Consider the following 22864-nt stretch of genomic DNA (forward strand, 5'->3'; position numbering starts at 1 on the left):
AGCGCGCTTTTGTGGACGGCAGCAGATCGGCCGCCGGAAGAGACTTTCCCCGACGGATCATCGGGGGGATCATCCGGCGCCCTTGGTCAGGCTTACCCCGTCACTGCGTTTCGACCCTGCCCTTCTTCTCGTCCTTCTTGTTCTTCTGCAGCAGCCAGGTCAGCAGGTCGGGTGTTTCCTTCGGCTTGGCCGGCGGCCGCTTTGCGACAACCCTCGGGCGATAGACCTTGACGTTGTCGAGGGCTGCGAACTTCTCGCCATACTGCTTCTTGATCGATGCGACCCGTCCCCAGTTCTTTGCGCGCGAGGCCAGAACCGCAAGGCCCACGACGCCGCCTTCGGTCGGCTCCCATTCCACCGATTGCTGGAAGAGGCGCGTTGCGTCCTTGGTGGCCTTGTTGTCCAGGCGGTGCCAGGCAAGCGCCTGGGCGCCCAGTGCCGATTTCTGCTCGAAGACATAGGCTTCGAAGGTCTTCAGCTCCTCCTCTGTGGGTACCAGAGGGGTATCCTGATCGGTGAGGCCGGCCGATAGCAGCTCGATATAGATCTTCTTCAGCTCCGGGGTCTGGGTTGCATACTGACGGGCCAGTTGAAGCGCTTCGTCGCGATGCTCCATGTTGCGCAGCGTGAGGATGACGCCTTCGATGCTCTTCAGGCTGGTTGTCATGCGCGTGGCGCTGACGAACCAGTGATAGGAGGCCTCCCAGCTCTGCTGGCCATAGTAGAACCAGCCAAACAGCTCCGCATCGGCGGCCGAGAACGAGCGCTGGGCATAGTCGCTGAAGCGCTGCAACTCGTCGAGCGTCAGACCGGTCGCGGCATTGCCCTGAGCAATCTGGCCCATCTTGCGGCGCACGAGATCGAAGGAGACATTGTCGAACTCACCCGTGCCGTCAGGCAGGACAGAGCCGAGGGCGACCAGCGAACGGGTTCCGGCTTCGGGCAGCAGAAGGCTTGCCTTCTGCACCGTCGACAGCCGCTCGCTCGGATCCTCGCAGGTCGTGACGATGTATTTGTAGAGATCGAAGGCACGGGCAAAGTCCCGGGACTGGGCAAGTGCTTCGGCCGTGATCCACATGGTATTCATCTCGGCACAGACCATCAGCTGCGGCGAGCCCTCGGCCAGGCTGACCACCTGGGCCCAGTTGCGCTGGGCGTGCGAGCGCTCCATCAGCCTGCGGGTTTCGGCCTGGGCCAGCTTGTCGAGGAGTTCCTGGCTAGGCTTCCAGTTGGGGTTCTCGCTCTGCAGCCTCGCCATCTCCGTGCGGACGCGCACATAGTCGCCGCTCCCGAAGATATCCCAGAGCGGCTGTTCGGAGATGTTGTTCGGAGCGTCAAACAGATCCTCCGGCGCATCCCAGTTGGGATAGAGAGCCTTCAGGCGGCGCAGCTCCGCGCCAAGACGTTTCAGGTCGCGTGTCTGGGCATAGTAACGCAGCGCCGTGTCATCGACCTCGGGCCGGGTCGCAACCACGGGCTCCTCGGTCTGCTGGCTGAGGCGGGCGATCTGGAGCTCGACACTGTCGCGACGCGATACCGCTGCGGGCGCCTGGGCGCTGACGGCGACGGGCGCCGGCTGAACAGCCGGTCTTTTCGCCGCTGTCGCCTGGCTCGGCCCAAACGGGTTTTCACCCGGCGCGACATCGCGGATCACAGGTGAGGCAGCCTGCGGCGCCATGGCCATGGGGGTTGTCGGCTCCGGCATAGGGGTGGGCAGAACGATCTGGGCGGCAGCCGGTGCGACGGGCATCACCGGCTGCGGCGCTGCGATGGTCGGCGGCACGACGGGCGGAAGGGTCGGCGCCGCGACCGGCGCGAAGCTCGGCATCGCCGGCTGGACGCCAGCTGGCACGGAGACGTTGGAGAGCACCACGCCGCCCGGAACGACAACGCCCATGGCCGGGAAGTTGTTGAACCCATCTCCCGTGGCCTGGCTGATCGGGATGGTGATGCAGGCGCCGAGAAGAAGGGCAGTCTTCAGGGGAAATCGGTCAAACATGTGGGATACCTTTCAGCGATCGCCATGAGGCTGAGCACATGGAGCGTGGCGGGGTAGTAGTCTTGGGAGCTGAAGTCAGAGAGAAGGGCGACATCGGGACGTCGGCCCAGGCTGCATTCGACGAGGCCGGCGACGGCCTGGTAGCCGGGGCCGGGCATTGGGGCGAGACGCGTGGCGGTTGAAAGTTCGACCACGGACATCGAGGCTTGACCGAACTGCTTCCAGTGGGCGGCAAAAACCTCGAGAATGTCCGGGTAGTCGCGCGAATACCAGGCCAGATAAAGCGGGACGCGGATTGCATCATAGCCGAACTGCGAGGGGTAGCCGCTTGCCGGACGTGGCGTCTCACCCGAGAGAGACACCCAGTCCGCCGGCAATCTTGCCGGACCGAAGCGGGCCTCGCGCAGCAGACGCACACCGCTGTCCATGAGGGCTGCGGAGGGGAAACGGTTCGACAAACGTCCGAGATCGACGATCGCCGGAAATATCCAGTAGGCCATGTTGACCACCGGACCGTCCGCCTGATCGTTTTCTCCGAAACCCTGAACACCGGGTAGCATGACGAGGCCATGCGCCGTGTCGATCGCGGTCCGGGCGATGATGGCGTCTGAAATCCGCCGGGCCTCGCGCTGCAGGTCGGCATCCCCCCAACGCTTCCCGGCCCGCATCAGCGCCCATGCGATGAGCAGATCGCCATCGGTCGCGTTGTTGCGATCCGTAATCGGCGGCATCTGCGTCGGATCCCAGCGCCAGGCGGCGAGACCGTCCTCGCGGACGAAGAGGTTTGCCTTCGTCCACTGCCAGATGCGATCGAAGCTGTCGCGATCGTCAGCCGCCTCGGCCATCAGCATGCCATAGCCCTGGCTCTCGCTGTGACTGATGCCACCGGCCCGGTTGTCGACCACCCGCCCCTCTTCGGTGAGGAAGTTGTGGCGGTAGACCAGCCAGGCGCCGGCGGCGAGATCGGCGGCAACATTTTCCTCCGGCTGCGAGCGCACCGCAGTCGCAGCACCCGTAAACAGGGAGCAACCCAACAGCAGAAGCGACAGGAGACGCGTGCGTGTCTTCACGATTTCCGTCCCTGCCGCAGAACGACGAAGGTCGACGCGCCGAGAAGGATTGCGGCGAGGATCTGCGCGATGGTGAACTCCCGAGCATTGTTGGAGAACCAGCCGGCCACGATCAGACGGCCGTTCTGCAGGCTGAGCGGCTTCGTCTCATAAAGACGCTCGTGGGCCGCCACCTTGCGCTCGACGAAGGTCCCGTCACCCTTGAGGGCGTTGACAGACCCGCCGAGACGACCCCAGACATCTGCCTCAACGAGGCTTCTCAAGCCGTCTGAAAGCAGAGCCGGGTCTCGAACGGCGACCACAGTCCAGGCATCCCTGTCGTTGACGAGACGCTGGGCGAGCAGCATGTCTGCTTCACCGCTGACCTGGTAGACGGCGTCGGCTGAGAGGACATTGCTGTCTTCGACAAGTCCGAGCTGAGCGGCCTGGATGCGGATGCGGGTGCTGATCCCATCGTAAAGATTGTTGGTTCCCTCCCGCAGGCGGGCAACGAGAGACGTCGGCCCCGGTTCGTCCACCGTCACCGGACTGCCGTCAACGGAGAGTGCGGGGGCGGCCACTTCGACCGGCGCGCCGCTCGGATCCGCAGAAGTCTGATCGAGCGAAAGGCTCAGATCGCTCGCGATCGGATTGAGGTTGATTCCGAGATCCGACTGCAATTGGCCGGAAAAACCGGAGAAGGTTCCGAAGGCCAGCAGAGACCCCTGGCGGTCCAGCGGCCAGCCGGAGGTGACCGAAACGGGGCTGACCTCGCGCGACACATAGGCCATCTTGGCGAGGAAGGTGCCGGCTGCACCAAGGACAGCGTTGTCCATGTTTTCGACGTAGAGCGGCATGGCCGCATCGTCGTCAAAGTCCGCCTTGCCTGCGGAGACCACCGCGAGATCCGGGGCGTGGCCGATCTGGGCGAAAGCCGGGATATTGAGGGTGCTGTCACCCTTGATGAAGAAGCGCGCGGTAGTGTTGCCGAGGGTCGAGGGGTCGCAGACCATGTCGGAGGCCGCATGCAGCTCCGCCTCGAACTCGATGACATTGTAACCGGGTCTCAGCTTGTCGAGCGGGATCGGCAGGACCTGGCCGTCGATGCGGCCTGAGCGCGCCTCGCCGAGGCGGATATTGGCGACGGTGTCACCGTTTGCGCGGATGACCATCTGGGCCGTCGGCGAAAGACCGGCGGCGTATTCGGCATTCAGTTTCAGGTTCGCGGCACCATAGTCACCCGGGTAGAAGTCCGCCGGAAGGCTGAAGGCGATCGCCTGCTGGAAATGGCGGCCGGCAAAGGGACGAGACACGAAGCCGAGTTCGGCCAGGGTGTTTGCGCTGCCGGATTCGAGCAGGCGTCCCCGACGATTGCCAAGCGCGCGACGCCCCTGGGGCGAGCCGTCGGTCACTTCCGTCTGGGCACGCAGGGTAAAGTCCCGGATCGTGCTGGCGAGTTCATCGGCGGTACGGGCCGCCACCACCATGCGGCTCCGGCCCGTGGCCGGATCGATGTCGAACTCGACGCCGGACTGCTGCGGTACAACACCGATCAGGTCGCGCACCGTACCGAAGGTGCCGACCACCAGGTCGATGCCGGGACCGGAGCCGGCACTGTTGCCGACGGTGACCACCGGACGATCGAAATGGCCAAGGATCGAGAGCGCCTGCACAACGGCAAAGGTACGGTCAATGTCTTCGCCGGCGGCACCGCGGGGGATCAGGCCGTTGATGGCGGCATGACCGTTGACGTCGCGGCTATAGGCGAGAAGCGTCGAGACATCGCTCGGATCGTCCTTGGCGTTGCGGGTGAAGACGAAGCCGCTGCGGGCAGGATCGATCTGGGTCCACAATTCATAGGTCGCCTCGACCGAGCAATCGACGCGATGCGACTGGTCCATGAGGACCGTCACGGCATTGTAGCCGGGCTGAAGAAGCCCCTTCGGCAGCTCGAGCTCGACCTGATGGGCGTCACCGGACTTCAGGTTGACCGACCCGATGTCCCGGTCGTTGACGAAGATGCGCATCGCAGAGCGTTCCGGCGCGACCGAAATGGCCGTCTGCAAAGTCAGGATCAGCTTGGCCGATCCCGTCATTTCCGAGGGCAGCACGACGAAAGGATATTCGCGATTGGCGGTCTCGCCGGTGAAGAACAGGTCCTGCTTGTCTGCAATCAGACGGCGGATCTGGCCCTCGTCCTGGAAATATTCCTTGGCTTCGGTCTCAACCTTGACCTGCGGTGCCAGAACGAAGCCGGCGGAGGTGGATGCAGCGGACGGCGAGGCTGCGAAGAGCAGACCGACGGTCGCCAGCGAAGAGAGGTGTTGCCTGATCATTCTCCGGCCTCCTGGTGACGGACCGGGGCAGCGGCCAGGGCCGCACCGGCAAGAGGTTTCAGTCTCTGCGGCTCGGCCTTGTCGGCCGGCTTGCCACCGAGCGCGACGCCGATCGCGGCGAGCGGGCACATGATCGCCCAGCGCAGGATGCGAATGCTGCCGGCGATCATGCTCTTTGGGCGCTGGCGCAGGGCACGCTGTTCCCGGACCACCGACATGTCGTGCATCAGCAGTTCCGCGATGATCGGGAAGTGATAGGGCTCAGCATCGAAGCGCAGTGCAATCGCGCCGTCTTCGTCGGGTGCTCCGCCGGCAATGCTGACGGGCAGCGAGGTGACGAGCATGGTGGAGGAGACGTTGAGCAGCTGGAGGCGGCCGTATTCGCCCTTGCGCAACATGCGGGAGGCGCCCTGTGCCGGGATGAGCTTGGCACCCTTGGCGGAAGCCTCGGTGATTGCCCCGCGCAGGACGGTCTCGCCGAACTGCAACTCGACATTGGTGCGCAGCGGCAGCTCGACGCCGGCGAGGTCCTGGCTGCGTTCGGTGACGACGCCCAGCGCACAGCCGGCGATCATCAGGTTCATCCAGTTCCAGGCACCGACGATCAGGAGCAGGCTCGAGATCTCGGGCTCGGTGTTGTAGCGATAGGCCGCGACAAACAGCGTGAAGCACAGGATACCGAAGATGATGAAGTAGGGCAGCGAAAGTTCCGAAAGCCGGTCCTGCTTCAGGGAGACGCCCTTGGCTGTCACCTTGAATGTCGGGCTCTTCGGCTTCAGGAGCACGCTGATGATCGCCTGGAACAGATAGACCGACTGGACATATTCGTAGAGTTCGGAAATCCAGGGCCAGCGAACGCTGCCATAGAGATAGCTGCGGACCATTTCCCCGACGATCAGGTACATGACCGTATAGGCGAAGAAGTCTTCGAAGGACGCGACGAAGATCTTCATGTCGAAGAGGATGAAGAGCAGCGGCGCGACGAAGAAGACGGCGCGTACGAAGGGGAAGAACCAGAAGAGCGAGCTCGAGATATAGCTCAGGCGCTGCGGCAGGGAGAGGCCACGCTTGAAGAGCGGGTTCTTGAGCATCAGGATCTGCACCATGCCCTGGCACCAGCGGGAACGCTGGCCGACGAAGCTGGCGAAGGTTTCCGGCTGCAGGCCCGAAATCAGCGGCTTGTCGATATAGAGGCTGTTCCAGCCGCGGGCGTGGAGCTCGAGGGCGGTCTCGCAATCCTCGGTGATGGTGATGCCCGAAAAGCCACCGACCTCTTCCAGAGCCTCACGGCGCAGGACAGCGGCCGATCCGCAGAAGAAGGAGGCATTCCAGCGGTCGAGGCCCTTCTGGATCTTGCCGTAGAACATCTCGTTCTCGGACGGCATGCGGCCGAAGGTACCGAGATTGCGCTCGATCGGATCCGGGTTGGAGAAGAAGTGCGGCGTCTGGACGAGGAACAGGCGCTCGTCCTCCAGGAAGTAGCCGACGGTCTCGCGCAGAAAGTTGCGTTCCGGAGCATGGTCGGCATCGAAGACGACCACGAGATCGGCATGGGTGCGCCAAAGCGCGGCATTCAGATTGCCGGCCTTGGCATGCACGTTCTCCTGACGGGTCATGTAGACGGCGCCGAGGTCGCTGCAGAGATCCTTGAGGATTGCCGCGCGCTCCTTCGCCTGGGCTGCGGCGACCGGATCGTCGGCATTGCGCTTCTGATCGGTGCCGCCGTCGTCGAGGAGATAGACGGTGAACTTGTCCGAGGGATAGTCCATCGCCCTGGCTGCCGCCACGGTGAGCGCCAGGATCTCGCGATCTTCATTGTAGGTGGGGATGAAGACGTCGACGGTCGGGCTCTCGTCGTCGGCCAGCTGCGGCGCCCGCGGGCGATCAATCGGATCGGCGACGACGAAGAGGCTGATGCCGAGCATCAAGATGCAGTACATCTCGGCGGCGTAGAGAATGACACCGGGAATGAAGGAATAGAGATCCTCCAGCGGCGGCAGGGTGCTCGTCGTGCGCCAATAGGCATATTGCAGGATCACGACGCTCGCCAGCGCCAGGAAGATGTGGCGCCAGAAGCCATCGAGCTTCAGCAGCATGATGGCGCCGAGAAGGGCGATCACGATGATGGAAAGGCTGAAGCGCGCGGCATGGCCGACGGGCTGGGCGATCAAAACGAACATCGCCACGACGATGGCCAACCAGGTTGCATAGCGAAGCAAATCTCGCACGGGCTCGGACTCCTCATGAGTTCAATCGTCGATTGACCCGGGATGGCCCTGCCCGCTTCGCCGCGCTCTCGAATGCGTCCTCGAATTGAGACACGTCAAGCAAGATGGGGAAGCGGCAAGACCCGAAAGGTTAATCTTGACTTAACGTTAGGAGCCGTTCGCGGAGAATGGGAAGTGCAGTGTGTCACTGACTTGCGCAGTTGTCGGAATCTTGTCGCAAAATGTCCGAATAGTTGCGGTGCAACATAGAATTCACACGCCGACACCATGCAATTAATAACCAAAAAAGGTCTGCAGCGCCATTCAAATTGTCATATATTATTTGTTATAACCGGACTCGAAGTCATCAACGAAATCCAATGCAACAACACATCAATACAATTTGGTTTATACTGATACCATAATTCGCAAATAATCATACTGACTAGTTTTTAGACATTCCTAGGTCAAAATTTGTTCATAAATTCGCATTTTTCATCAAGATGAGCACATTACGACCATTGGCGCCCTAAGGACCGGACAGCGATGCGGACAGTGATGATTGTGCTGCGCAGCAATTGCGGAATGTTAGATCTGGCGTCCTTCGTCGAGGCACTTCGGTCAGCACGCGACCCGAATGGCGAAGCATCCTATCTGCTCACGACCTGCGCCTATGGGCAGGACAGCCTTCAGGCCGAGGAGCCCTGGATCAGGGTCCAGGCCGCCCATGACATCACCAGCGCGCCCCTGGACATTGATACGCTGATCCTGCCGAACTCCTCGGTGAGCGACCTGCAGGATCAGGATCTCGAATGCAGCGTATTTCTCGCCCGGCGCGGCAAGTCGATCCGCCGGATTGTGGCACTCGGAAACGGCGTCCTTTTGGCTGCTGCCGCCGGGATGACGCGCGGACAGACCGTGGCGGCGGACAGCGCGGTCGAGGAACGTCTCGCGACGCTCTGCGACCAGACGATCGTCGACGCCAATTACGATCTGCACAAGAGCGGCAAGATCTGGAGTGCACGCGGGCCGGCCGTCGGGCTGTCGCTCGCTTTGGCCCTCATCGAGGAAGACCTTGGCCATGAGGCGGCGATGGATGTCAGCCAGCGTTTTGCCGACCGGTTTCCGGACATGCGTCCTCGCTTCGCCAATGGCGGCACACATCTGGTGCATGGCGATCGACGCAGCCCGGTCGAGCGTATCCAGGAATGGGTAATCGCAAACCCCTCGGCCGACCTCACCGTCAGCCGACTTGCCAGCATGGTCGCGATGAGTGAGCGCACCCTGTCACGCGCCTTCAAGCAAAGGACCGGCCAGACGGTGGGTGATTTCGTGCTGTCCGTCCGCTTGGCCTATGCCCGTGAAATGCTCCGGTCAGGGGAGCGCAAGATCAAGGATGTCGCGCGCCTCGCCGGCCTTGGCAGCCAGACAAACATGCGCCAGCTGTTCGTCAGCCGCTATGGACGTCCGCCTTCGGAATTTCGCAAGATCGAGGCGGAACCGGCGATCGACGACGAGCGAGCGGCGCCCCTGGGCGTAGCATTATCAGCCCGCATTTGAACGCCTGATCGACTGCCACGCGCGCCGCAGCCTATCGGAACTGATGTGCCGGGCGCCTGCCCTTTGTCCATCAGGCCGCAAGCTTTGCGTAGGCGCCCTGCCGCTTCATCAGTTCGGCATGGTTGCCGACTTCGACGATGCGGCCCTGCTGCATGACGACGATGCGATCGGCATTGCGGATGGTGCCAAGCCTATGGGCGACGACAAGCGTCGTGCGGCCCTTGGACAGCTCCTCCAGCGCAGACTGGATCTCGCGCTCCGTCGTGCTGTCCAGCGCTGACGTCGCTTCGTCGAGCAGCAGGATCGGCGGATCCTTGAGGAAGGCGCGGGCAATCGCCACACGCTGTTTCTGGCCGCCGGACAGCATGATGCCGCGCTCGCCGACGATGGTGTCGAGGCCCTCGGGAAGGTTTTCCAGCATGGTCGAGAGCTGGGCCCGGCGGCAGGCCTCCAGCACCTCGTCGTCGCTTGCACCGATGCGACCATAGACGATGTTTTCCCGCAGCGTTCCACCAAACAGGAAGACATCCTGCGAGACGAGGCCGATCTGGCGACGCAGGCTCTCGACGGTCATGTCCGGCAGAGCCAGACCGTCGATGGTGATGGTGCCCGAGGTCGGCTCGTAGAAGCGCGGCAAAAGCGACAGAAGCGTCGATTTGCCGGCACCGGACTCGCCGACGAAGGCGATCGTTTCCCCCGGCCTCACATGCAGCGAAATGTCGTGCAACACGGGGCGGCCGGGCGTGAAGGCAAAGGTGAGGTTGGAGAAGGCGATTTCGCCGCTGAGCGTCGAGACCGGGCGGGCGTTCGGGCTGTCGGTGATCTCCGGTTCGGTTGCGAGCAGATCAAGGTAACGACGGAAGCCGGCGATGCCGCGCGGATAGGTTTCGATGACGGCGCTGATCTTGTCGAGCGGGCGGAAGAAGACGCCGACCAGAAGCAGGAAACCGACAAAGCTGCCGGTCGTCATGGCGCCCGAGAGCACATAGGCCGAGCCGATCACCATGATCACCACCTGGACGAAGCGCATGCCCATGTAGTGCAGGGAGGACGAGGCGGCCATCACCTTGTAGGCGTCGAGCTTGGTCTTGCGGTAGCTGGCATTGTCTTTGGCAAAGAGTTTCCGCTCATGATCTTCATTCGCATAGGCCTGGACGACGCGAATGCCACCGATCGTTTCTTCCAGGCGCACATTGAAGGCGCCAATGCGGCCATAGATCTCCTGCCAGGTGCGGGTCATGCGGCTGCCATAGATCGAGACGATAGCAACCGTGCCCGGCACGATGAGGGCCGTGACCAGCGCGAGTTCGACATGCATGTTGAGCATCAGGATGAAGGCGCCGACAAAGGTCATGATGGCGATGAAGAGATCTTCTGGCCCGTGATGGGCGACCTCTCCCACTTCTTCTAGGTCACGCGTGACGCGGGCGACCAGCTTGCCGGTGCGGGCCGTATCATACCAGCGCCAGGAGAGCGTCGTCAGATGCTCGAAGGCCCTGGCGCGCATCGCCGTCTCGATATTGATGCCGAGCTTGTGACCCCAATAGATGACGATTGCCATCAGGGCTGCATTGACGACATAGATCGCGAGCAGGCCGGCGGCGGCAATCAGCGTCAGCGTCCAGTTGCCGGTCGGCAGCAGCCTGTCGATGAAAGCGGTGACGGCGAGCGGGAAGGCAAGCTCCAGCAGGCCAGAAACAACGGCACAGGAAAAATCCAGCCAGAACAGACCTTTCCACGGGCGGTAATAGGCGAAAAACTGTTTCAGCATGCGATGATCCTGCAATGGTCCATGGCACCCGCAAAGGGCACTGGCAAGCGGCCGGGACGTGTCACCTCATCCATGGCAAGACCCGGGACGCGCGACAAGGCTTCCAGCGGCTTCAGCGCGCCGGATGTGCCGTTGAGCACAACCTTTCCGTTTCAGTCAAGTTTAGACGGCTTGTGCATGATCCCGCGCAGAATGAAGGGTCACGACAAGTATGGACAGGCTGCGTGGCATGACGGACGCGCGAGCCGCAACCGCAGTACGTATATCACTTTTAAAAGACCGCCTGTGGATATGGCTGGGGCGCCAGGATTCGAACCTGGGAATGCCGGTACCAAAAACCGGTGCCTTACCGCTTGGCGACGCCCCAACAGAGTTGCAGGCGAAAAAGCAGCGCTGCAAATCGCGGCCTGATTAGCAAAGCGAAAGCCGGGCGGCAACACCTTCGGAAGGAGGAACGTGCGTTTTTCCCGGAACGATGCTGCGGCCACGTCGTTTCCTTTTCATCCCCCACGACAAAAACCAACGAAAAGGACATCCCATGCCCTCCATCACATCCGCCCGCATCCTTATCCTCGCCACCCATGGCTATGAGCGCTCCGAGCTGCGCGTGCCGCTGGAACAGCTCTCCGCCAAGGGTGCCAAGGTCAAGATCGCCTCGCTGGAAAAGGCGCCGATCAAGAGCTGGGACGAGAACAACTGGGGCGACACTGTCGATGTCGATCTCACCCTCGACGAGGTGAAAATCGATGATTTCGATGCTCTGGTCATTCCGGGCGGCCAGATCAATCCCGACCTCCTGCGCAAGGAGCAGAAGGCCGTCGACGTGGTGAAGACTTTCGTCAATTCCGGCAAGGCCGTTGCCGCCATCTGTCACGGCCCATGGCTTCTGATCGAGGCCGGTGCCGTCAAGGGCCGCAAGGCGACCTCCTTCCCCTCGATCAAGACCGACATGATCAATGCCGGTGCCGACTGGCGCGATGAGGCCGTGGTTACGGATCAGGCGATCATCACCTCGCGCAATCCCGGCGATCTCGATGCCTTCGTGGCGAAGATCGTCGAGGAGATCGAGGAAGGCCGGCATCAGCGCCGCGCCGCCTGATCGCGTCTGCCAGACAACACGAGAGACCCGGCGGGCAACCGCCGGGTTTTTTGTGTTATGCCTGTGCTCACGGCATCTTCAGCCCGGAACCGAGGGCACTTCGCGCTTCAGGTCCGGCTCGTCGTGGATGAAGGTGAGCTGCAGCGTTGCCATACGCTCAATAGCGGGATCGCTGAAATCACCCAGCCCCTCTGGTGGCCCAACGGAAATGCCGCCCTCTTCCAATACGTCGACCAGCGTGCCAAATGCGCCGGCCGGAAGCGTCATCCGGATCGTGTTCATCAGGTTCGAATACATGCGCGTGTCGTCGATCCAGCCGCCGAGGCGGTTGACGGTGTCAAAGACGAAACTCGTTGCGGCCTTGCGCTCGACGCGCGTGATGGCCGTCAGCATGACGATGGCCATGGCCCGGACCCTCCCTCTCACGAGAGAGTGCAGCGGCAAGCGGTGACAAATCAAGCCTCATGTGAAATAGGCTGAGGGCTGCGGCTTGCCGCGCAAGCTCGGACCCTGGACATGAAGAAGCAGAAGCAGCCACACAGGAAAACGGGGCGGGTTGTCGCGAAGAGCGGGCCTTCAGGGGCCGTCCGCAGCGTGGCTCATGGCGAGGGCAGCGGCGCGGCGATCCGCGACCCGGCCACCGTCAACGGCGCCGAGGACAAGGCGAGCGCTGCTGCCGAACGCTTCCGCGCTGGAGTTCGCACGCCTGGCTTCCGGATCGCCTTATCGGTATTTCTCGCCGGTGTTCTGACGGTTGCAGGTTCGCTTGCCATTCCACATGAATTCGCCTTCTTCGAGCTCGGCTATCTCTTCACGCTGTCGATCTATGATCTGGTTCTGGCCATGCTTGGCCTGTCAGTCGCCATTGGCATGGCCGAGCGGCGAGGCGAGGTCGTCTCGATTGTCGTCGCCTTTCTTGGCGTGATCACGCCGATGCTCCTCTTCTTCGACCCGATCTTCAGCGCCATCCTGCAGAGCCCGCTCGGGCACGAGCTCTTCCTGATCGCACCCATTGCCGTGATGCTGTCCGGCGTGGTCCTGTGGCTGCCGGCGCGGGTGCGCCGGATTGCAGCCCCGCTTGCGGCCGCTGTCGTCGGCTTCTCCTTCGCGCTGTTCATCGGGCTCGACGACTTCGGCATCGGCATCAAGGAGTTCGCTTTCGCCGCCGTGCTCGGCGCGCTGTGGATCCTCGTCATCCCCGGCTTGATGCTGCGCCCGTTCCGCGGCGCCTGGCTCACCATCCCGGCACGGATCATCGGTTCCTGGCTGATGGTAATCGCGGTCATCGTTACCGTTTCGCTCTACGTGCCGTTTTCACCCGATGCCCCGCCGCTGCCCGAGCTCCTCGATGACCCGTCGCTTGCGCCGCTCGATCCGGCGGTCGAGGACGGGCTTACGGAGGCGCCAGAGAGCTTCGACAGTCCAGTCGACGACAACGCCATTCCGCCACCGGAGTTCGGCGACAATCCGCTTCTCGGCGGCCGGCGCAACGGTGAGCCGTGAGGCGAAGCAGACCGCATTGCCAGTCGACGCCTTCCACGTCAGCCGTTACAAGCGGTCAGTGTCGCCTCTGATTCCGGTAGATCCTGATGCATATCCGCTATGACCGTCCGGTGTCCCGTTCCGCCTTTCTCGCGCGACGGCTGGCGCTGTTTTCGCTCGGCTTGCTGCTGATCGTCGTGCTGGCGCATCGCTTCGGGCCGCTCTCGACGCCGGATTTCGTGCTTTTGGTGCTGGCAGCTGCCGTGCCGGCGGCGCTTGCCGTTCCGCTTGCGCTTCTCGGCCTTGCCCGGCTCTGGCAGATCGGTGCGCTCGGGGGCGTGGCTTCCGCCTGGGCGCTGATCTATGCGGCCGTGCCGCTCGCCCTGCCCGGCTATGGCTACTACCTCTATGTCACCAAGCCGAAACTGACCGAGGTTTCGACCGATCTCGCCGATCGGCCGGCCTTCGTGTCCCTGCCGGATGCGCCGCAAAATCTCTTGCCCCGCCCTGCCCTGCCTGACAATGCCGGCGAGGCGCAGCTTGCCGCCTATCCGGGTTTGAACGGCCGGCGCTATGAAGGGGCAATCGACCGCGTCTATGAGGCGGTGCGCAAGGTGGCGGGCGAAAACCGGCTGGTGGTGACGGCAAGCCGGGGCGAGGAATATGGCCTGCCGGCGCTGGAACTGCGGCCGACGACGGAAGTCCCGGTCGAGGCGGAAGCCCAGGGCGCAGCACTCGCGTCCCAGGACGCACTGCCGGAAAGTGGGCCGCTGCCCACCGCGCGCCCCGAGCCGAGCCTGCTCGTGCCGCTGGATGACGGCGAACCGGAGGGGACTGCCCGGCTGCAGTTTGCCACCCGCACGCTGGTGCTTGGGCTGCCCTTCAATGCCGTCGTGCGGCTTCGCGAAGAAGCGGAGATGACGCTCGTCGACATCCGCGTCGCCTCACGCTACGGGCCGCATGATCTGGGGATCAGCGATGAGATTGCCGAGGGCTTCCTGCATGCGCTGGATGCGGAGCTTCTGGGGATTGCCGGGAACTGAGGCTGGCCTTGTGCCGCTTGGCACCCCTTCTGGCCTCCTGAGCTTGTCGAAGGGCGGCCATCTCCCCCACACGGGGGGAGAGCGGAAAACGCCGGCGCTGCCGCACCCTCCACTCTCCCCACCTGTGGGGGAGATGTCGGCGCAGCGGACAGAGGGGGCAAGCCGAAGGCTCATGACCTCTCAAGCCGGCCGATACTCTCCCGACAGCTTCGCCGGACCGTCCGTAGCGATCAGGCCCTTCTCCACGAGGTCCTCGAGATGGGCGAGCACTGAAAGGGCAGCTGCCCCATGCAGGCGGGCATCGGTGGTGGCGTAGATGACCTTGACCATGTCCGATATCCGGCGATCGCCTTGTCGAATGCGCTCCAGCACGGCGCGCTCGCGCATCAGACGATGGGTGCGCAGCGCCCGGACAAAAGCGCGGGGCTCGCTGACCGGACCGCCATGGCCGGGCAGATACAGGCGGTCGTCACGCGTGAGCAGCCGGTCGAGCGAGGCCATATAGTCGGCCATGGCGCCATCCGGGGGTGCGACGATCGAGGTGGCCCAGGCCATGACGTGATCGGCGGAAAAGAGGATGCCGGTGTTCTCAAGCGCAAAGGCTGCGTGGTTGGCGGTGTGGCCGGGGGTATGCACGGCGGTGAGCTTCCAGCCATCACCTTCGACGGTCTCGCCGTCGGCAAGGGCAAGGTCGGGGACAAAATCGGTGTCGGAGCTTTCGGCGAAGGGGTTCACCTCGCCTTCAAAGAGCGGACGCGACGGGCGATGCGGGCCTTCGGCGACGATGATCGCATCGGTCGCTTCCTTTAGCCGACGGGCGAGCGGGGAATGGTCGCGATGGGTGTGGCTGACGGCGATATGGGTGACCTCACGGCCCTCAAGCACTGCCATCAGCGCCTCGAAATGGGCTTCATTGTCGGGACCGGGATCGATGACGCAGACGGATTTCTGACCGACGATATAGGTGTTTGTGCCGTGGAATGTGAAAGGGCTCGGATTGGGCGCTGTGAGACGCTCGACGCCGTCTGCCACGGGCACCGCCACGCCATGCTGCGGCTCGAAGGCGGTAACGAATTGCGGCACCGGCTGATCGCCAGCCGGATCTTCCGTCTTGCTCATTTATACTCGATCTCGATGAAGCTCATCGGCTGGTCGCCGCCATTGACGACATTGTGTTCGACGCCGGCATCCCGGCGATAGGCCTCGCCGGCCTTGCTCGTGACGCGGCGCTCGCCTTCGGCATCCTCGATCAGGAAATGGCAATCGGTGAGCGGCACGACGACATAACCGAGGCCATGGGTGTGATGCCCCGTTGCGGCGCCTGGTTCGAAATCCCAGCGGGTGATGCGGGTGACGGCATCATCGAGAACAACGGTCGGGATGGCTGGCGGACGGGCGGAATAGCCGGGCATGGGTATCTCCGGGTGGGTGGCGGGCACGGGCGGTGCCCGTGATGTCCGGACGTTAGCCTCTGGCCGTCCCGGGGGCAATCGCGCTGCAGGAACGGGCGCGGGCTCTAAGGCCATTTGCGATCCGCAGATTGATCGCAAACATCGGGATCCTTGGCGCGCGCCAGTTCAGTGTTCAGGTCGGAACCATGGCGGCAACCGTGATGTCGTGTCGCTCCCCCCGTTCCTTAAGGCCGCGCCTGACGCCGTCCCGATCCGCCTCGGGCCGATTCTGGCTCATCTTGCGTTTGCCCTCGAGAGCGACGATCGGCATGCGCATGCCGATGATGCCGCGCAACTGTCCGCTGACGAAGCTCTCCGGAGCGTCCGCGACGGTCCAGGGCTGCTTGCGGGAGGATTCGTGGTGATTGGTCAGGCGGTTGACGACCTCGAGCAGGCGCTCGGCATCATCAAAGAACTCGACCGGACCCGAGGCGTGCACGGCTGCGTAGTTCCAGGTTGGCACCACTTTTCCATGCTCGGCTTTCGTCGCGTACCAGGATGGCGTGACATAGGCATCGGGGCCCATGAACACGGCCAGGCCGTGTCCGAGGACATCCGCCTGCCATTGCGGATTGGGTCTTGCGAGATGGCCGTAGAGCACCCCCATTTCGCCCTCGGTTTCATCAAGCAACAGCGGCAGGGGCGTTGCCATCGGCCCTGTCTCTGTCGCGGTGATGAAGTTCGCCAGATGACACTGGCGCATCATCTCATAGAGTTCGGACCTTTCGGAAACAACGAATGCTGGAGGCGTGTACATTTGGATCTCCGGTGACGTCTTCGGATTATCGCATCCAACTGGCATCAAACGAAGGACCAGTTTCCGGCAAAAAGCATGGACCATTTGAGCCGTGACAGGCGGTGAAATTGGCCCGGGGATGTCTTATGTCGGCCCGCAGGTGTCGGCGTAGCGGCAGAGGGCGGACGGCGTTATCATGCCAGCACCGTCAGGAAGGATCGTTATGTCCAGACACCAGACCGTGACCGTAACATTGCCCGAAGATCTTCTCGACCTGATCCGCTCTAAGGTGGCGTCTGGGGACTATGCCAATGAAAGCCAGGTTGTTTCGGAAGGGCTGAGACTGCTCGCGTCAAACGAAGACGCGCTGGAGGACTGGCTTCGCGACGAGGTAGCGCCGACCTATGACAGGGCGATGGCCGAGCCTGAGAGCTTGCTGGATCTGGATGCAGCGTTTGATGGTATCCGCGAGGGGCTGAAGTCCGGCAAGGCTTCGGCTGCAGAATGAAATATCGGCTTCGCCTGACACGCGAGGCGAGACAGGATATCGACGCACTGGCGCGATACATCGCGGAGCGTGCGGTCCAGACAGTGGCTCTTGCCTATGTCGATCGATTGCAGGCATTTCTTGTCGCGACTCGCTCCGACCTCCCAAGCACAAATGCAATCCAAGGATGGCACGATGCGCACTAAGGTATGCGGTCTAAATTTGGCATGGGCACTGATCCAATTGCCTTGCAAAATAATAGTAACGGCTTCCGGCAACGGTATCTCGATTCAGTTGCGCAAGGTTATCTTGATTTATCGAGCTATCTGAGACGTTTCCGATTAATGCTAAATCAGGGGTGAGCGGTATAATCCATTGCGTTGGTACGTCAGGAACAATGTACTGGCCGCCTTCAGATACAACGACCCGCCAAGTCGAAACAGGCTTAAAGCGTTTATAGAACTCGTCAACGCTCTGCTGAATCCAAATGCCATTAAGGTGTCTGGTCGGCACGAAACCGCCGCTCCTAACAAAAACATAGTGGTCCCGCTCCAAATTCTCTTCTTGCTCCAATGTGAGTTCATCACCATCTAAGCCGACTAATTCAGTTTCCTGATCCCTCAATTGATTGAATCGGGATCTCACGTACCAAAGCGCAAAAAAATCATCAACACTGCGCCTATCCGGCCCTTGAACCAAGCCGCATCGTTTCGCGATAACGGCTTCTGCAGCTGCTTGAAATCTAATTTCTATATCTCGCATATATCCGGACTCAGATCGTTGATCCCAAGCCCTTCTGGCGCAGAAAATTTGGTCCTTGGGCTTTGCTTTGCGCGTTCGCCCCCAAGCAGATCATGCACCTGCAGTGTACCGCCGGCATCCGTGAATCTTGCGATGCACTTGGCTGGAAACACATGTTGCGACAACGTTAGCCCGCTGGGATTTCCCGGACGGGTCTTTGCCGGTTTGGACCATTTGGTTTCGTCTTCGTAGTCCGGTCGACCAGAGGCAATTGCTCCCGCAATGGCGGCTGCGGAATATTCTCCGCTCCGACTGTACACCTGAATAGTCCTAGTGAAATGCTTCGGTTTATTCATTGACTTTACAAGCCTCAATGATCAGCTGTTAGAATACGTCGCGCAGGTCGTTTTGGCACCACCCCTCAAGAGGCAGATATCCCATTGCCCCATCACCCCCGCGCCTTGATCGCCGCCTGGGCCGCCCAGAGCCTCGCAATCGGCACACGAAACGGCGAGCAGGAGACATGATCCAGGCCGACATCCTCGCAGAAGTCGATTGAGGTCGGGTCGCCGCCGTGTTCGCCGCAGATGCCGAGTTTCATGTCGGGGCGGGTGTTGCGGACACATCCGCCGTCAGCGAAATCCCGAGCGCCTTCATCACTGCAAGCGTGGTCTTGAGCGTCGGATTACCCTCGCTGGACAGCGTGGTCACCTCGGCAATCCCGGCCATGCCACTTGCTCTGGCGCAGACACCGAGTGCGTGCGCGATATAGTCTGCATTTCGGTCTTCAGCGCCTCATTGACGAAGACGGAAAGCGCTTCCGGTGAAGTGAGGTCTTCGGCTGGATCGTAGTCAGAAACACTCTCAGCCATCCCCTCACCCCCGCGCCTTGATCGCCGCCTGGGCCGCCGACAACCTCGCGATCGGCACGCGGAACGGCGAGCACGAGACATAATCCAGCCCGACATCCTCGCAGAAGTGGATCGAGGTCGGGTCGCCGCCGTGTTCGCCGCAGATGCCGAGTTTCATGTCCGGGCGGGTTTTGCGGCCGCGTTCGGCGGCGATGCGGATGAGTTCGCCGACGCCGTCGAAATCCAGCGATACGAAGGGATCCTGCACGATGATCCCCTTCTTCTGATAGGTCGGGATGAAGCGGGCGGCGTCGTCGCGGGACATTCCGAAGGTGGTCTGGGTCAGGTCGTTGGTGCCGAAGGAGAAGAATTCGGCAGCTTCCGCGATGATATGGGCGCGGATGGCGGCGCGGGGCAGTTCGATCATCGTGCCGACGAGATAGGAGATCTCGAGTTCGGCTTCGCCCATGACTTCGGCGGCCACGCGGTCGATGACGGCCTTGACGTAATCGAGCTCGGATCGCAGGCCGACCAGGGGCACCATGACCTCAGGGACCACGGGGGCGCCCGTTTCGCGTGCGGCGGCAACGGCTGCCTCGAAGATGGCGCGGGCCTGCATTTCGGCGATCTCGGGATAGGAGATGGCAAGACGGCAGCCGCGATGGCCGAGCATGGGGTTGAACTCGTGCAGGGCATCGATGCGGCGGCGCATGAAGCCGGGTTCCAGGCCCATGGCGTTTGCCACTTCCTCGATCTCGTCATCGCTCTTCGGCAGGAATTCGTGCAGCGGCGGGTCGAGCATGCGGATCGTCACCGGCAGGCCATGCATGATGGTGAAGAGCTCGGTGAAGTCAGAGCGCTGCATGGGCAAGAGCTTGTCGAGCGCGGCGCGGCGGCCGGCTTCGTCTTCGGCGAGGATCATCTCGCGCATCACATGGATGCGCTCGCCCTCGAAGAACATGTGTTCGGTGCGGCAGAGCCCAATGCCCTCTGCCCCGAAAGAGCGGGCGGCGCGGGCGTCGGCGGGCGTGTCTGCATTGGTGCGCACCGTCATGCGGCGGGTGCGGTCGGCCCATTGCATCAACTGGGCGAAATCGCCCGAGAGTTCCGGCTGAAGCATGGGCACTTCGCCCTTCAGTACCTGGCCGGAGGAGCCGTCGATGGTGATGATGTCGCCCTTGGTGAGGGTGACACCCATGCCAACCAGCTTCTCATTGCGCAGGTCGACGCGCATGGTGCCGGCACCGGAGACGCAAGGGATGCCCATGCCACGGGCAACGACGGCCGCATGGCTGGTCATGCCGCCACGGGTCGTCAGGATGCCCTGGGCTGCATGCATGCCGTGGATGTCTTCGGGGCTGGTTTCGACGCGCACGAGAATGACCTTGCGGCCTTCGCTTTCGGCTTCGACCGCCTCTTCCGCCGTAAACACGATGGCGCCGGTCGCCGCGCCCGGCGAGGCGGGCAGGCCCGAGCCGATGACATGGCGGGTGACGCGCGGATCAATGGTCGGGTGCAGCAGCTGGTCGAGCGATGAGGGCTCGATGCGCATCACCGCCTCTTCCTCCGAGATCAGCCCTTCCGCCACCATATCGACGGCGATCTTCATCGCGGCCTTGGTCGTGCGCTTGCCCGAGCGGGCCTGCAGCATCCAGAGCTTGCCGCGCTCGATGGTGAATTCGAGATCCTGCATGTCGCGGTAATGGGCCTCGAGCCGGTCGCAGATCGCGCAGAATTCGGCAAACGCCTCCGGCATCAGCTTTTCGAGCGAGGGCTTGTCGGAGCCTGAATCGATGCGGGCCGCCTCGGTGATCGATTGCGGCGTGCGGATGCCGGCAACGACGTCTTCGCCTTGCGCATTGACCAGGAATTCGCCGTAGAGTTCCTTGGCGCCCGTGGAAGGGTTCCGGGTAAAGGCGACGCCGGTGGCGGAGGTGGAGCCCAGGTTGCCGAAGACCATGGTCTGCACGGTGACGGATGTGCCCCAGCCTTCGGGGATCGAATGCAGCATGCGATAGGTCTGGGCGCGCGGGTTCATCCAGCTGGAAAAGACCGCGCCGATCGCGCCCCAGAGCTGGACATGCGGATCCTGCGGAAAGGGCTCGCCCAGTTCCTGTTCCAGCACTTCCTTGTAGAGTTTCACGACCTGCTGCCACTCGGAGGCCGAGAGATCGGTGTCGAGTTCGTGGCCAAGCCTTGCCTTTTCGTCCTCCAGGATTTCCTCGAAGACCTCGTGATCGAGGCCCATAACGACATCGCCATACATCTGGATGAAGCGGCGATAGCTGTCCCAGGCGAAACGGGCGTCACCCGAATGCTCCGCGAGCGCCTCGACCGTGTGGTCGTTGAGGCCGAGATTGAGGACGGTGTCCATCATGCCGGGCATGGAGGTGCGCGAGCCGGAGCGGACGGACAAGAGAAGCGGCTGGCTGGTGTCGCCAAAGGCGCGGCCTGTTGCGGCCTCGATGCCGGATATGCCGCGGAGAACCTGGGTCTTCAGTTCGTCGGCGAGCGTCTTTCCACTCTTGTAGAAAAGGCCACAGGCATCTGACACGATCGTGAGGCCGGGCGGAACCGGCAGGCCAAGCGCCGCCATTTCGGCGAGATTGGCCCCCTTGCCTCCCAGCTGCTCGATCTCGGCCCTACTCCCCTCGGCCGCTCCTCCGCCGAAGGTGTAAACCCACTTGCGCATTGCCCTCTCCACCCGAACAGGCTTGTTTTTCCACCGTTTACAGCAATTGTGACGGATTGGAAATGTTCAACAGACAAGTTTATGCTGCAATGCATCATAATTACGGCAGATCTCGCCTCGAAGGCTCACGCGGATGTGAAATTGCGTGGAGAGACGTGAAAGACAGATTTCGACGCGGCATTGTAAGCAAGGCCTACAAGTGCAGGGATAGATGGGGACCGAAATGACTGTTCACTGGACGCGGCGCCAGCTTTTGCGGCTGGCCGGAGCGGCAACACTGACCGGAGCGCTCACCGGAGCGCTGAGGGCGGAGGGGATCGAGACCCAGACCGCGCTTCCGGCGGCGCAGACGCCACAGCTGCCTTTCGGTCTGACGCGCCCAGTGCATGTCGGCGAGGTTTGCCTGCGGGCGAAGGATGTCGCGCGGCTCAAGGCCTATTACACCAGCATGCTGGGGCTCGACGTGCTGACGGATGCGCCCGATGCCGTGACGCTCGGGGCGGGCGGGACGCCGCTCCTGCATATCCTTGCCCGGCCGGATGCGACGCCCGAGGCGCCGGGCCAGGCCGGCCTTTATCATACCGCCTTCCTGATGCCTGACCGTGCCGATCTCGCCCGCTGGCTGGTGCATGTGGCCCGCAGCCAAATTCCGCTCACCGGCTTTGCCGATCACTCGGTGTCGGAAGCGGTTTATCTGACGGATCCCGAGGGGAATGGCGTCGAGGTCTATAGCGATCGCCCGCAGGAGACCTGGCTCTGGGCCGGCAATACGGTGACCATGGGCAGTCGTGAACTCAACATCGACGACATCTTCATCAAGACGAAGACGCGCACGGACCGCGACGAGTATACGACCGTCCCGGCCGCGCTGCGGATCGGTCATATCCATCTGAGGGTCGGCGGGCTGGAAACGGCGCGCGCCTTTTATGCCGATGGGCTTGGTCTGGACGTGGTGGCCGGCAGCGATCAGCGTGGCGCGACCTTCCTGTCGTCGGGTCGCTATCACCACCATATCGGCGCCAATATCTGGGAAAGCCGTGATGCCGGCCCGCGTCAGGAGGCCATGACCGGGCTCGACTGGTTCTCGCTGCACACGACCGATGAAGCGATCCTTGAAGGGCGCCGCGCAGATCTTCAGGCGAAGGGCTTTGCCGTCAGCGCCATCGAGGGCGGGTTCGAGGCACTGGATCCCTGGGGCACAAGGGTCAGGCTCAAGCGGGTTTGACGTGCCAGGACCGGGCTGATGTTACAGGGTCATCACGCAATGCAATAAACGGTCACGCAAAATGACCAGACAAATCAATTGAGGGTGATGCGCTCCGGTCCAGCGTTTGCTAGTTGGCATTCTAGTAAATTGTAA

The 22864-nt window shown here is 62.5% G+C and carries 19 protein-coding genes, 1 tRNA gene and 1 pseudogene; 6 read left to right on the forward strand and 15 right to left on the reverse strand.

What is annotated here, in order from left to right; all coding sequences use genetic code 11:
* Window positions 1-100 precede the first annotated feature (100 nt).
* From BSY240_RS07760 to bcsA, 4 genes are read right to left on the reverse strand one after another with little or no spacing between them, the layout of a single operon-like run.
* Complete coding sequence (locus BSY240_RS07760; RefSeq protein ID WP_069041920.1) at window positions 101-1999, reverse strand: hypothetical protein; 1899 nt, start codon at window positions 1997-1999, stop codon at window positions 101-103.
* Window positions 1978-3069, reverse strand: a complete 1092-nt coding sequence (locus BSY240_RS07765; protein ID WP_069041921.1) for a glycosyl hydrolase family 8 — start codon at window positions 3067-3069, stop codon at window positions 1978-1980. The genes BSY240_RS07760 and BSY240_RS07765 overlap by 22 nt, the downstream gene beginning before the upstream one ends.
* A complete protein-coding gene (locus tag BSY240_RS07770) occupies window positions 3066-5384 on the reverse strand; it encodes a cellulose biosynthesis cyclic di-GMP-binding regulatory protein BcsB (protein ID WP_069041922.1) in 2319 nt (772 codons plus the stop codon). The genes BSY240_RS07765 and BSY240_RS07770 overlap by 4 nt, the downstream gene beginning before the upstream one ends.
* The gene (gene bcsA, locus BSY240_RS07775; RefSeq protein WP_236759334.1) at window positions 5381-7612 is read right to left on the reverse strand and encodes a UDP-forming cellulose synthase catalytic subunit; all 2232 of its coding nucleotides are present in this window, start codon (window positions 7610-7612) and stop codon (window positions 5381-5383) included. The genes BSY240_RS07770 and bcsA overlap by 4 nt, the downstream gene beginning before the upstream one ends.
* A gap of 564 nt (window positions 7613-8176) precedes the next feature.
* Here bcsA and BSY240_RS07780 point away from each other — a divergent pair.
* Window positions 8177-9151 (forward strand): GlxA family transcriptional regulator, encoded by a 975-nt coding sequence (locus BSY240_RS07780; protein WP_054150942.1) that lies wholly within the window; start codon window positions 8177-8179, stop codon window positions 9149-9151.
* Window positions 9152-9221: 70 nt separating this feature from the next.
* On the opposite strand, the gene BSY240_RS07785 is transcribed toward BSY240_RS07780, so the two are convergent.
* From BSY240_RS07785 to BSY240_RS07790, 3 genes are all read right to left on the reverse strand, one after another.
* Window positions 9222-10922: an ABC transporter ATP-binding protein gene (locus BSY240_RS07785; RefSeq protein WP_069041925.1), complete on the reverse strand. Its 1701-nt coding sequence runs from the start codon at window positions 10920-10922 to the stop codon at window positions 9222-9224.
* The gene (locus BSY240_RS24120) at window positions 10916-11062 is read right to left on the reverse strand and encodes a hypothetical protein (protein ID WP_156322953.1); all 147 of its coding nucleotides are present in this window, start codon (window positions 11060-11062) and stop codon (window positions 10916-10918) included. The genes BSY240_RS07785 and BSY240_RS24120 overlap by 7 nt, the downstream gene beginning before the upstream one ends.
* A gap of 152 nt (window positions 11063-11214) precedes the next feature.
* Window positions 11215-11289: transfer RNA gene (locus tag BSY240_RS07790), tRNA-Gln, on the reverse strand.
* 171 nt (window positions 11290-11460) lie between these two features.
* On the opposite strand from BSY240_RS07790, the gene BSY240_RS07795 reads away from it, so the two are divergent.
* Window positions 11461-12021 (forward strand): type 1 glutamine amidotransferase domain-containing protein, encoded by a 561-nt coding sequence (locus BSY240_RS07795; protein ID WP_069041926.1) that lies wholly within the window; start codon window positions 11461-11463, stop codon window positions 12019-12021.
* Between the two features lie 78 nt (window positions 12022-12099).
* On the opposite strand, the gene BSY240_RS07800 is transcribed toward BSY240_RS07795, so the two are convergent.
* Window positions 12100-12426, reverse strand: coding sequence for a hypothetical protein (locus tag BSY240_RS07800; protein ID WP_069041927.1), 327 nt, complete (start codon window positions 12424-12426; stop codon window positions 12100-12102).
* A 111-nt stretch (window positions 12427-12537) separates the two neighbouring features.
* Between BSY240_RS07800 and BSY240_RS07805 the strand changes: the two genes are divergently transcribed.
* Both BSY240_RS07805 and BSY240_RS07810 read left to right on the forward strand, forming a co-directional pair.
* The gene (locus BSY240_RS07805; protein WP_069041928.1) at window positions 12538-13524 is read left to right on the forward strand and encodes a hypothetical protein; all 987 of its coding nucleotides are present in this window, start codon (window positions 12538-12540) and stop codon (window positions 13522-13524) included.
* Window positions 13525-13610: 86 nt separating this feature from the next.
* Window positions 13611-14546: a DUF1499 domain-containing protein gene (locus tag BSY240_RS07810; protein ID WP_069041929.1), complete on the forward strand. Its 936-nt coding sequence runs from the start codon at window positions 13611-13613 to the stop codon at window positions 14544-14546.
* A gap of 180 nt (window positions 14547-14726) precedes the next feature.
* Here BSY240_RS07810 and BSY240_RS07815 read toward each other — a convergent pair whose 3' ends face one another.
* From BSY240_RS07815 to BSY240_RS07825, 3 genes are all read right to left on the reverse strand, one after another.
* Window positions 14727-15665 carry an MBL fold metallo-hydrolase gene (locus tag BSY240_RS07815; RefSeq protein ID WP_069041930.1) on the reverse strand — a complete coding sequence of 313 codons (939 nt, stop codon included), beginning with the start codon at window positions 15663-15665 and terminating at the stop codon, window positions 14727-14729.
* Entirely contained in the window at window positions 15662-15958 is a 297-nt protein-coding gene (locus tag BSY240_RS07820; protein WP_069041931.1) for a cupin domain-containing protein, read from the reverse strand. The genes BSY240_RS07815 and BSY240_RS07820 overlap by 4 nt, the downstream gene beginning before the upstream one ends.
* 172 nt (window positions 15959-16130) lie before the next feature.
* Window positions 16131-16754, reverse strand: a complete 624-nt coding sequence (locus tag BSY240_RS07825) for an FMN-binding negative transcriptional regulator (protein ID WP_069041932.1) — start codon at window positions 16752-16754, stop codon at window positions 16131-16133.
* A gap of 202 nt (window positions 16755-16956) precedes the next feature.
* Here BSY240_RS07825 and BSY240_RS07830 point away from each other — a divergent pair, with 202 nt between their 5' ends.
* Window positions 16957-17241: a ribbon-helix-helix domain-containing protein gene (locus BSY240_RS07830; RefSeq protein ID WP_069041933.1), complete on the forward strand. Its 285-nt coding sequence runs from the start codon at window positions 16957-16959 to the stop codon at window positions 17239-17241.
* A gap of 195 nt (window positions 17242-17436) precedes the next feature.
* On the opposite strand, the gene BSY240_RS23935 is transcribed toward BSY240_RS07830, so the two are convergent.
* From BSY240_RS23935 to ppdK, 4 genes and pseudogenes are all read right to left on the reverse strand, one after another.
* A complete protein-coding gene (locus tag BSY240_RS23935; protein ID WP_150127430.1) occupies window positions 17437-17982 on the reverse strand; it encodes a hypothetical protein in 546 nt (181 codons plus the stop codon).
* 427 nt (window positions 17983-18409) lie between these two features.
* Window positions 18410-18580: pseudogene (locus BSY240_RS23660) on the reverse strand (putative PEP-binding protein); the annotation flags it as partial.
* Window positions 18559-18690, reverse strand: coding sequence for a putative addiction module antidote protein (locus BSY240_RS24550; protein WP_335622540.1), 132 nt, complete (start codon window positions 18688-18690; stop codon window positions 18559-18561). The pseudogene BSY240_RS23660 and the gene BSY240_RS24550, both read right to left, overlap by 22 nt.
* A gap of 147 nt (window positions 18691-18837) precedes the next feature.
* The gene (ppdK, locus tag BSY240_RS07845; RefSeq protein WP_069041935.1) at window positions 18838-21504 is read right to left on the reverse strand and encodes a pyruvate, phosphate dikinase; all 2667 of its coding nucleotides are present in this window, start codon (window positions 21502-21504) and stop codon (window positions 18838-18840) included.
* A 223-nt stretch (window positions 21505-21727) separates the two neighbouring features.
* On the opposite strand from ppdK, the gene BSY240_RS07850 reads away from it, so the two are divergent.
* Window positions 21728-22729, forward strand: coding sequence for a VOC family protein (locus BSY240_RS07850; RefSeq protein WP_069043886.1), 1002 nt, complete (start codon window positions 21728-21730; stop codon window positions 22727-22729).
* Window positions 22730-22864: the final 135 nt, after the last annotated feature.

It is taken from the genome of Agrobacterium sp. RAC06, from assembly GCF_001713475.1.
In the GTDB taxonomy this organism is placed as follows: Bacteria; Pseudomonadota; Alphaproteobacteria; order Rhizobiales; family Rhizobiaceae; genus Allorhizobium.

Excerpts from the sequence above, each read along its gene's own strand:
- BSY240_RS07820 (WP_069041931.1), bottom strand. The coding sequence starts at position 15,958 with ATGCCCGGCTATTCCGCCCGTCCGCCAGCCATCCCGACCGTTGTTCTC.
- BSY240_RS07825 (WP_069041932.1), bottom strand. The coding sequence starts at position 16,754 with ATGTACACGCCTCCAGCATTCGTTGTTTCCGAAAGGTCCGAACTCTAT.
- BSY240_RS07785 (WP_069041925.1), bottom strand. The coding sequence starts at position 10,922 with ATGCTGAAACAGTTTTTCGCCTATTACCGCCCGTGGAAAGGTCTGTTC.
- BSY240_RS23935 (WP_150127430.1), bottom strand. The coding sequence starts at position 17,982 with ATGCGAGATATAGAAATTAGATTTCAAGCAGCTGCAGAAGCCGTTATC.
- BSY240_RS07780 (WP_054150942.1), top strand. The coding sequence starts at position 8,177 with ATGTTAGATCTGGCGTCCTTCGTCGAGGCACTTCGGTCAGCACGCGAC.
- BSY240_RS07760 (WP_069041920.1), bottom strand. The coding sequence starts at position 1,999 with ATGTTTGACCGATTTCCCCTGAAGACTGCCCTTCTTCTCGGCGCCTGC.
- BSY240_RS07810 (WP_069041929.1), top strand. The coding sequence starts at position 13,611 with ATGCATATCCGCTATGACCGTCCGGTGTCCCGTTCCGCCTTTCTCGCG.
- BSY240_RS07795 (WP_069041926.1), top strand. The coding sequence starts at position 11,461 with ATGCCCTCCATCACATCCGCCCGCATCCTTATCCTCGCCACCCATGGC.
- BSY240_RS24550 (WP_335622540.1), bottom strand. The coding sequence starts at position 18,690 with ATGGCCGGGATTGCCGAGGTGACCACGCTGTCCAGCGAGGGTAATCCG.
- BSY240_RS07800 (WP_069041927.1), bottom strand. The coding sequence starts at position 12,426 with ATGGCCATCGTCATGCTGACGGCCATCACGCGCGTCGAGCGCAAGGCC.
- BSY240_RS07815 (WP_069041930.1), bottom strand. The coding sequence starts at position 15,665 with ATGAGCAAGACGGAAGATCCGGCTGGCGATCAGCCGGTGCCGCAATTC.
- BSY240_RS07830 (WP_069041933.1), top strand. The coding sequence starts at position 16,957 with ATGTCCAGACACCAGACCGTGACCGTAACATTGCCCGAAGATCTTCTC.
- ppdK (WP_069041935.1), bottom strand. The coding sequence starts at position 21,504 with ATGCGCAAGTGGGTTTACACCTTCGGCGGAGGAGCGGCCGAGGGGAGT.
- BSY240_RS07770 (WP_069041922.1), bottom strand. The coding sequence starts at position 5,384 with ATGATCAGGCAACACCTCTCTTCGCTGGCGACCGTCGGTCTGCTCTTC.
- BSY240_RS07850 (WP_069043886.1), top strand. The coding sequence starts at position 21,728 with ATGACTGTTCACTGGACGCGGCGCCAGCTTTTGCGGCTGGCCGGAGCG.
- BSY240_RS07805 (WP_069041928.1), top strand. The coding sequence starts at position 12,538 with ATGAAGAAGCAGAAGCAGCCACACAGGAAAACGGGGCGGGTTGTCGCG.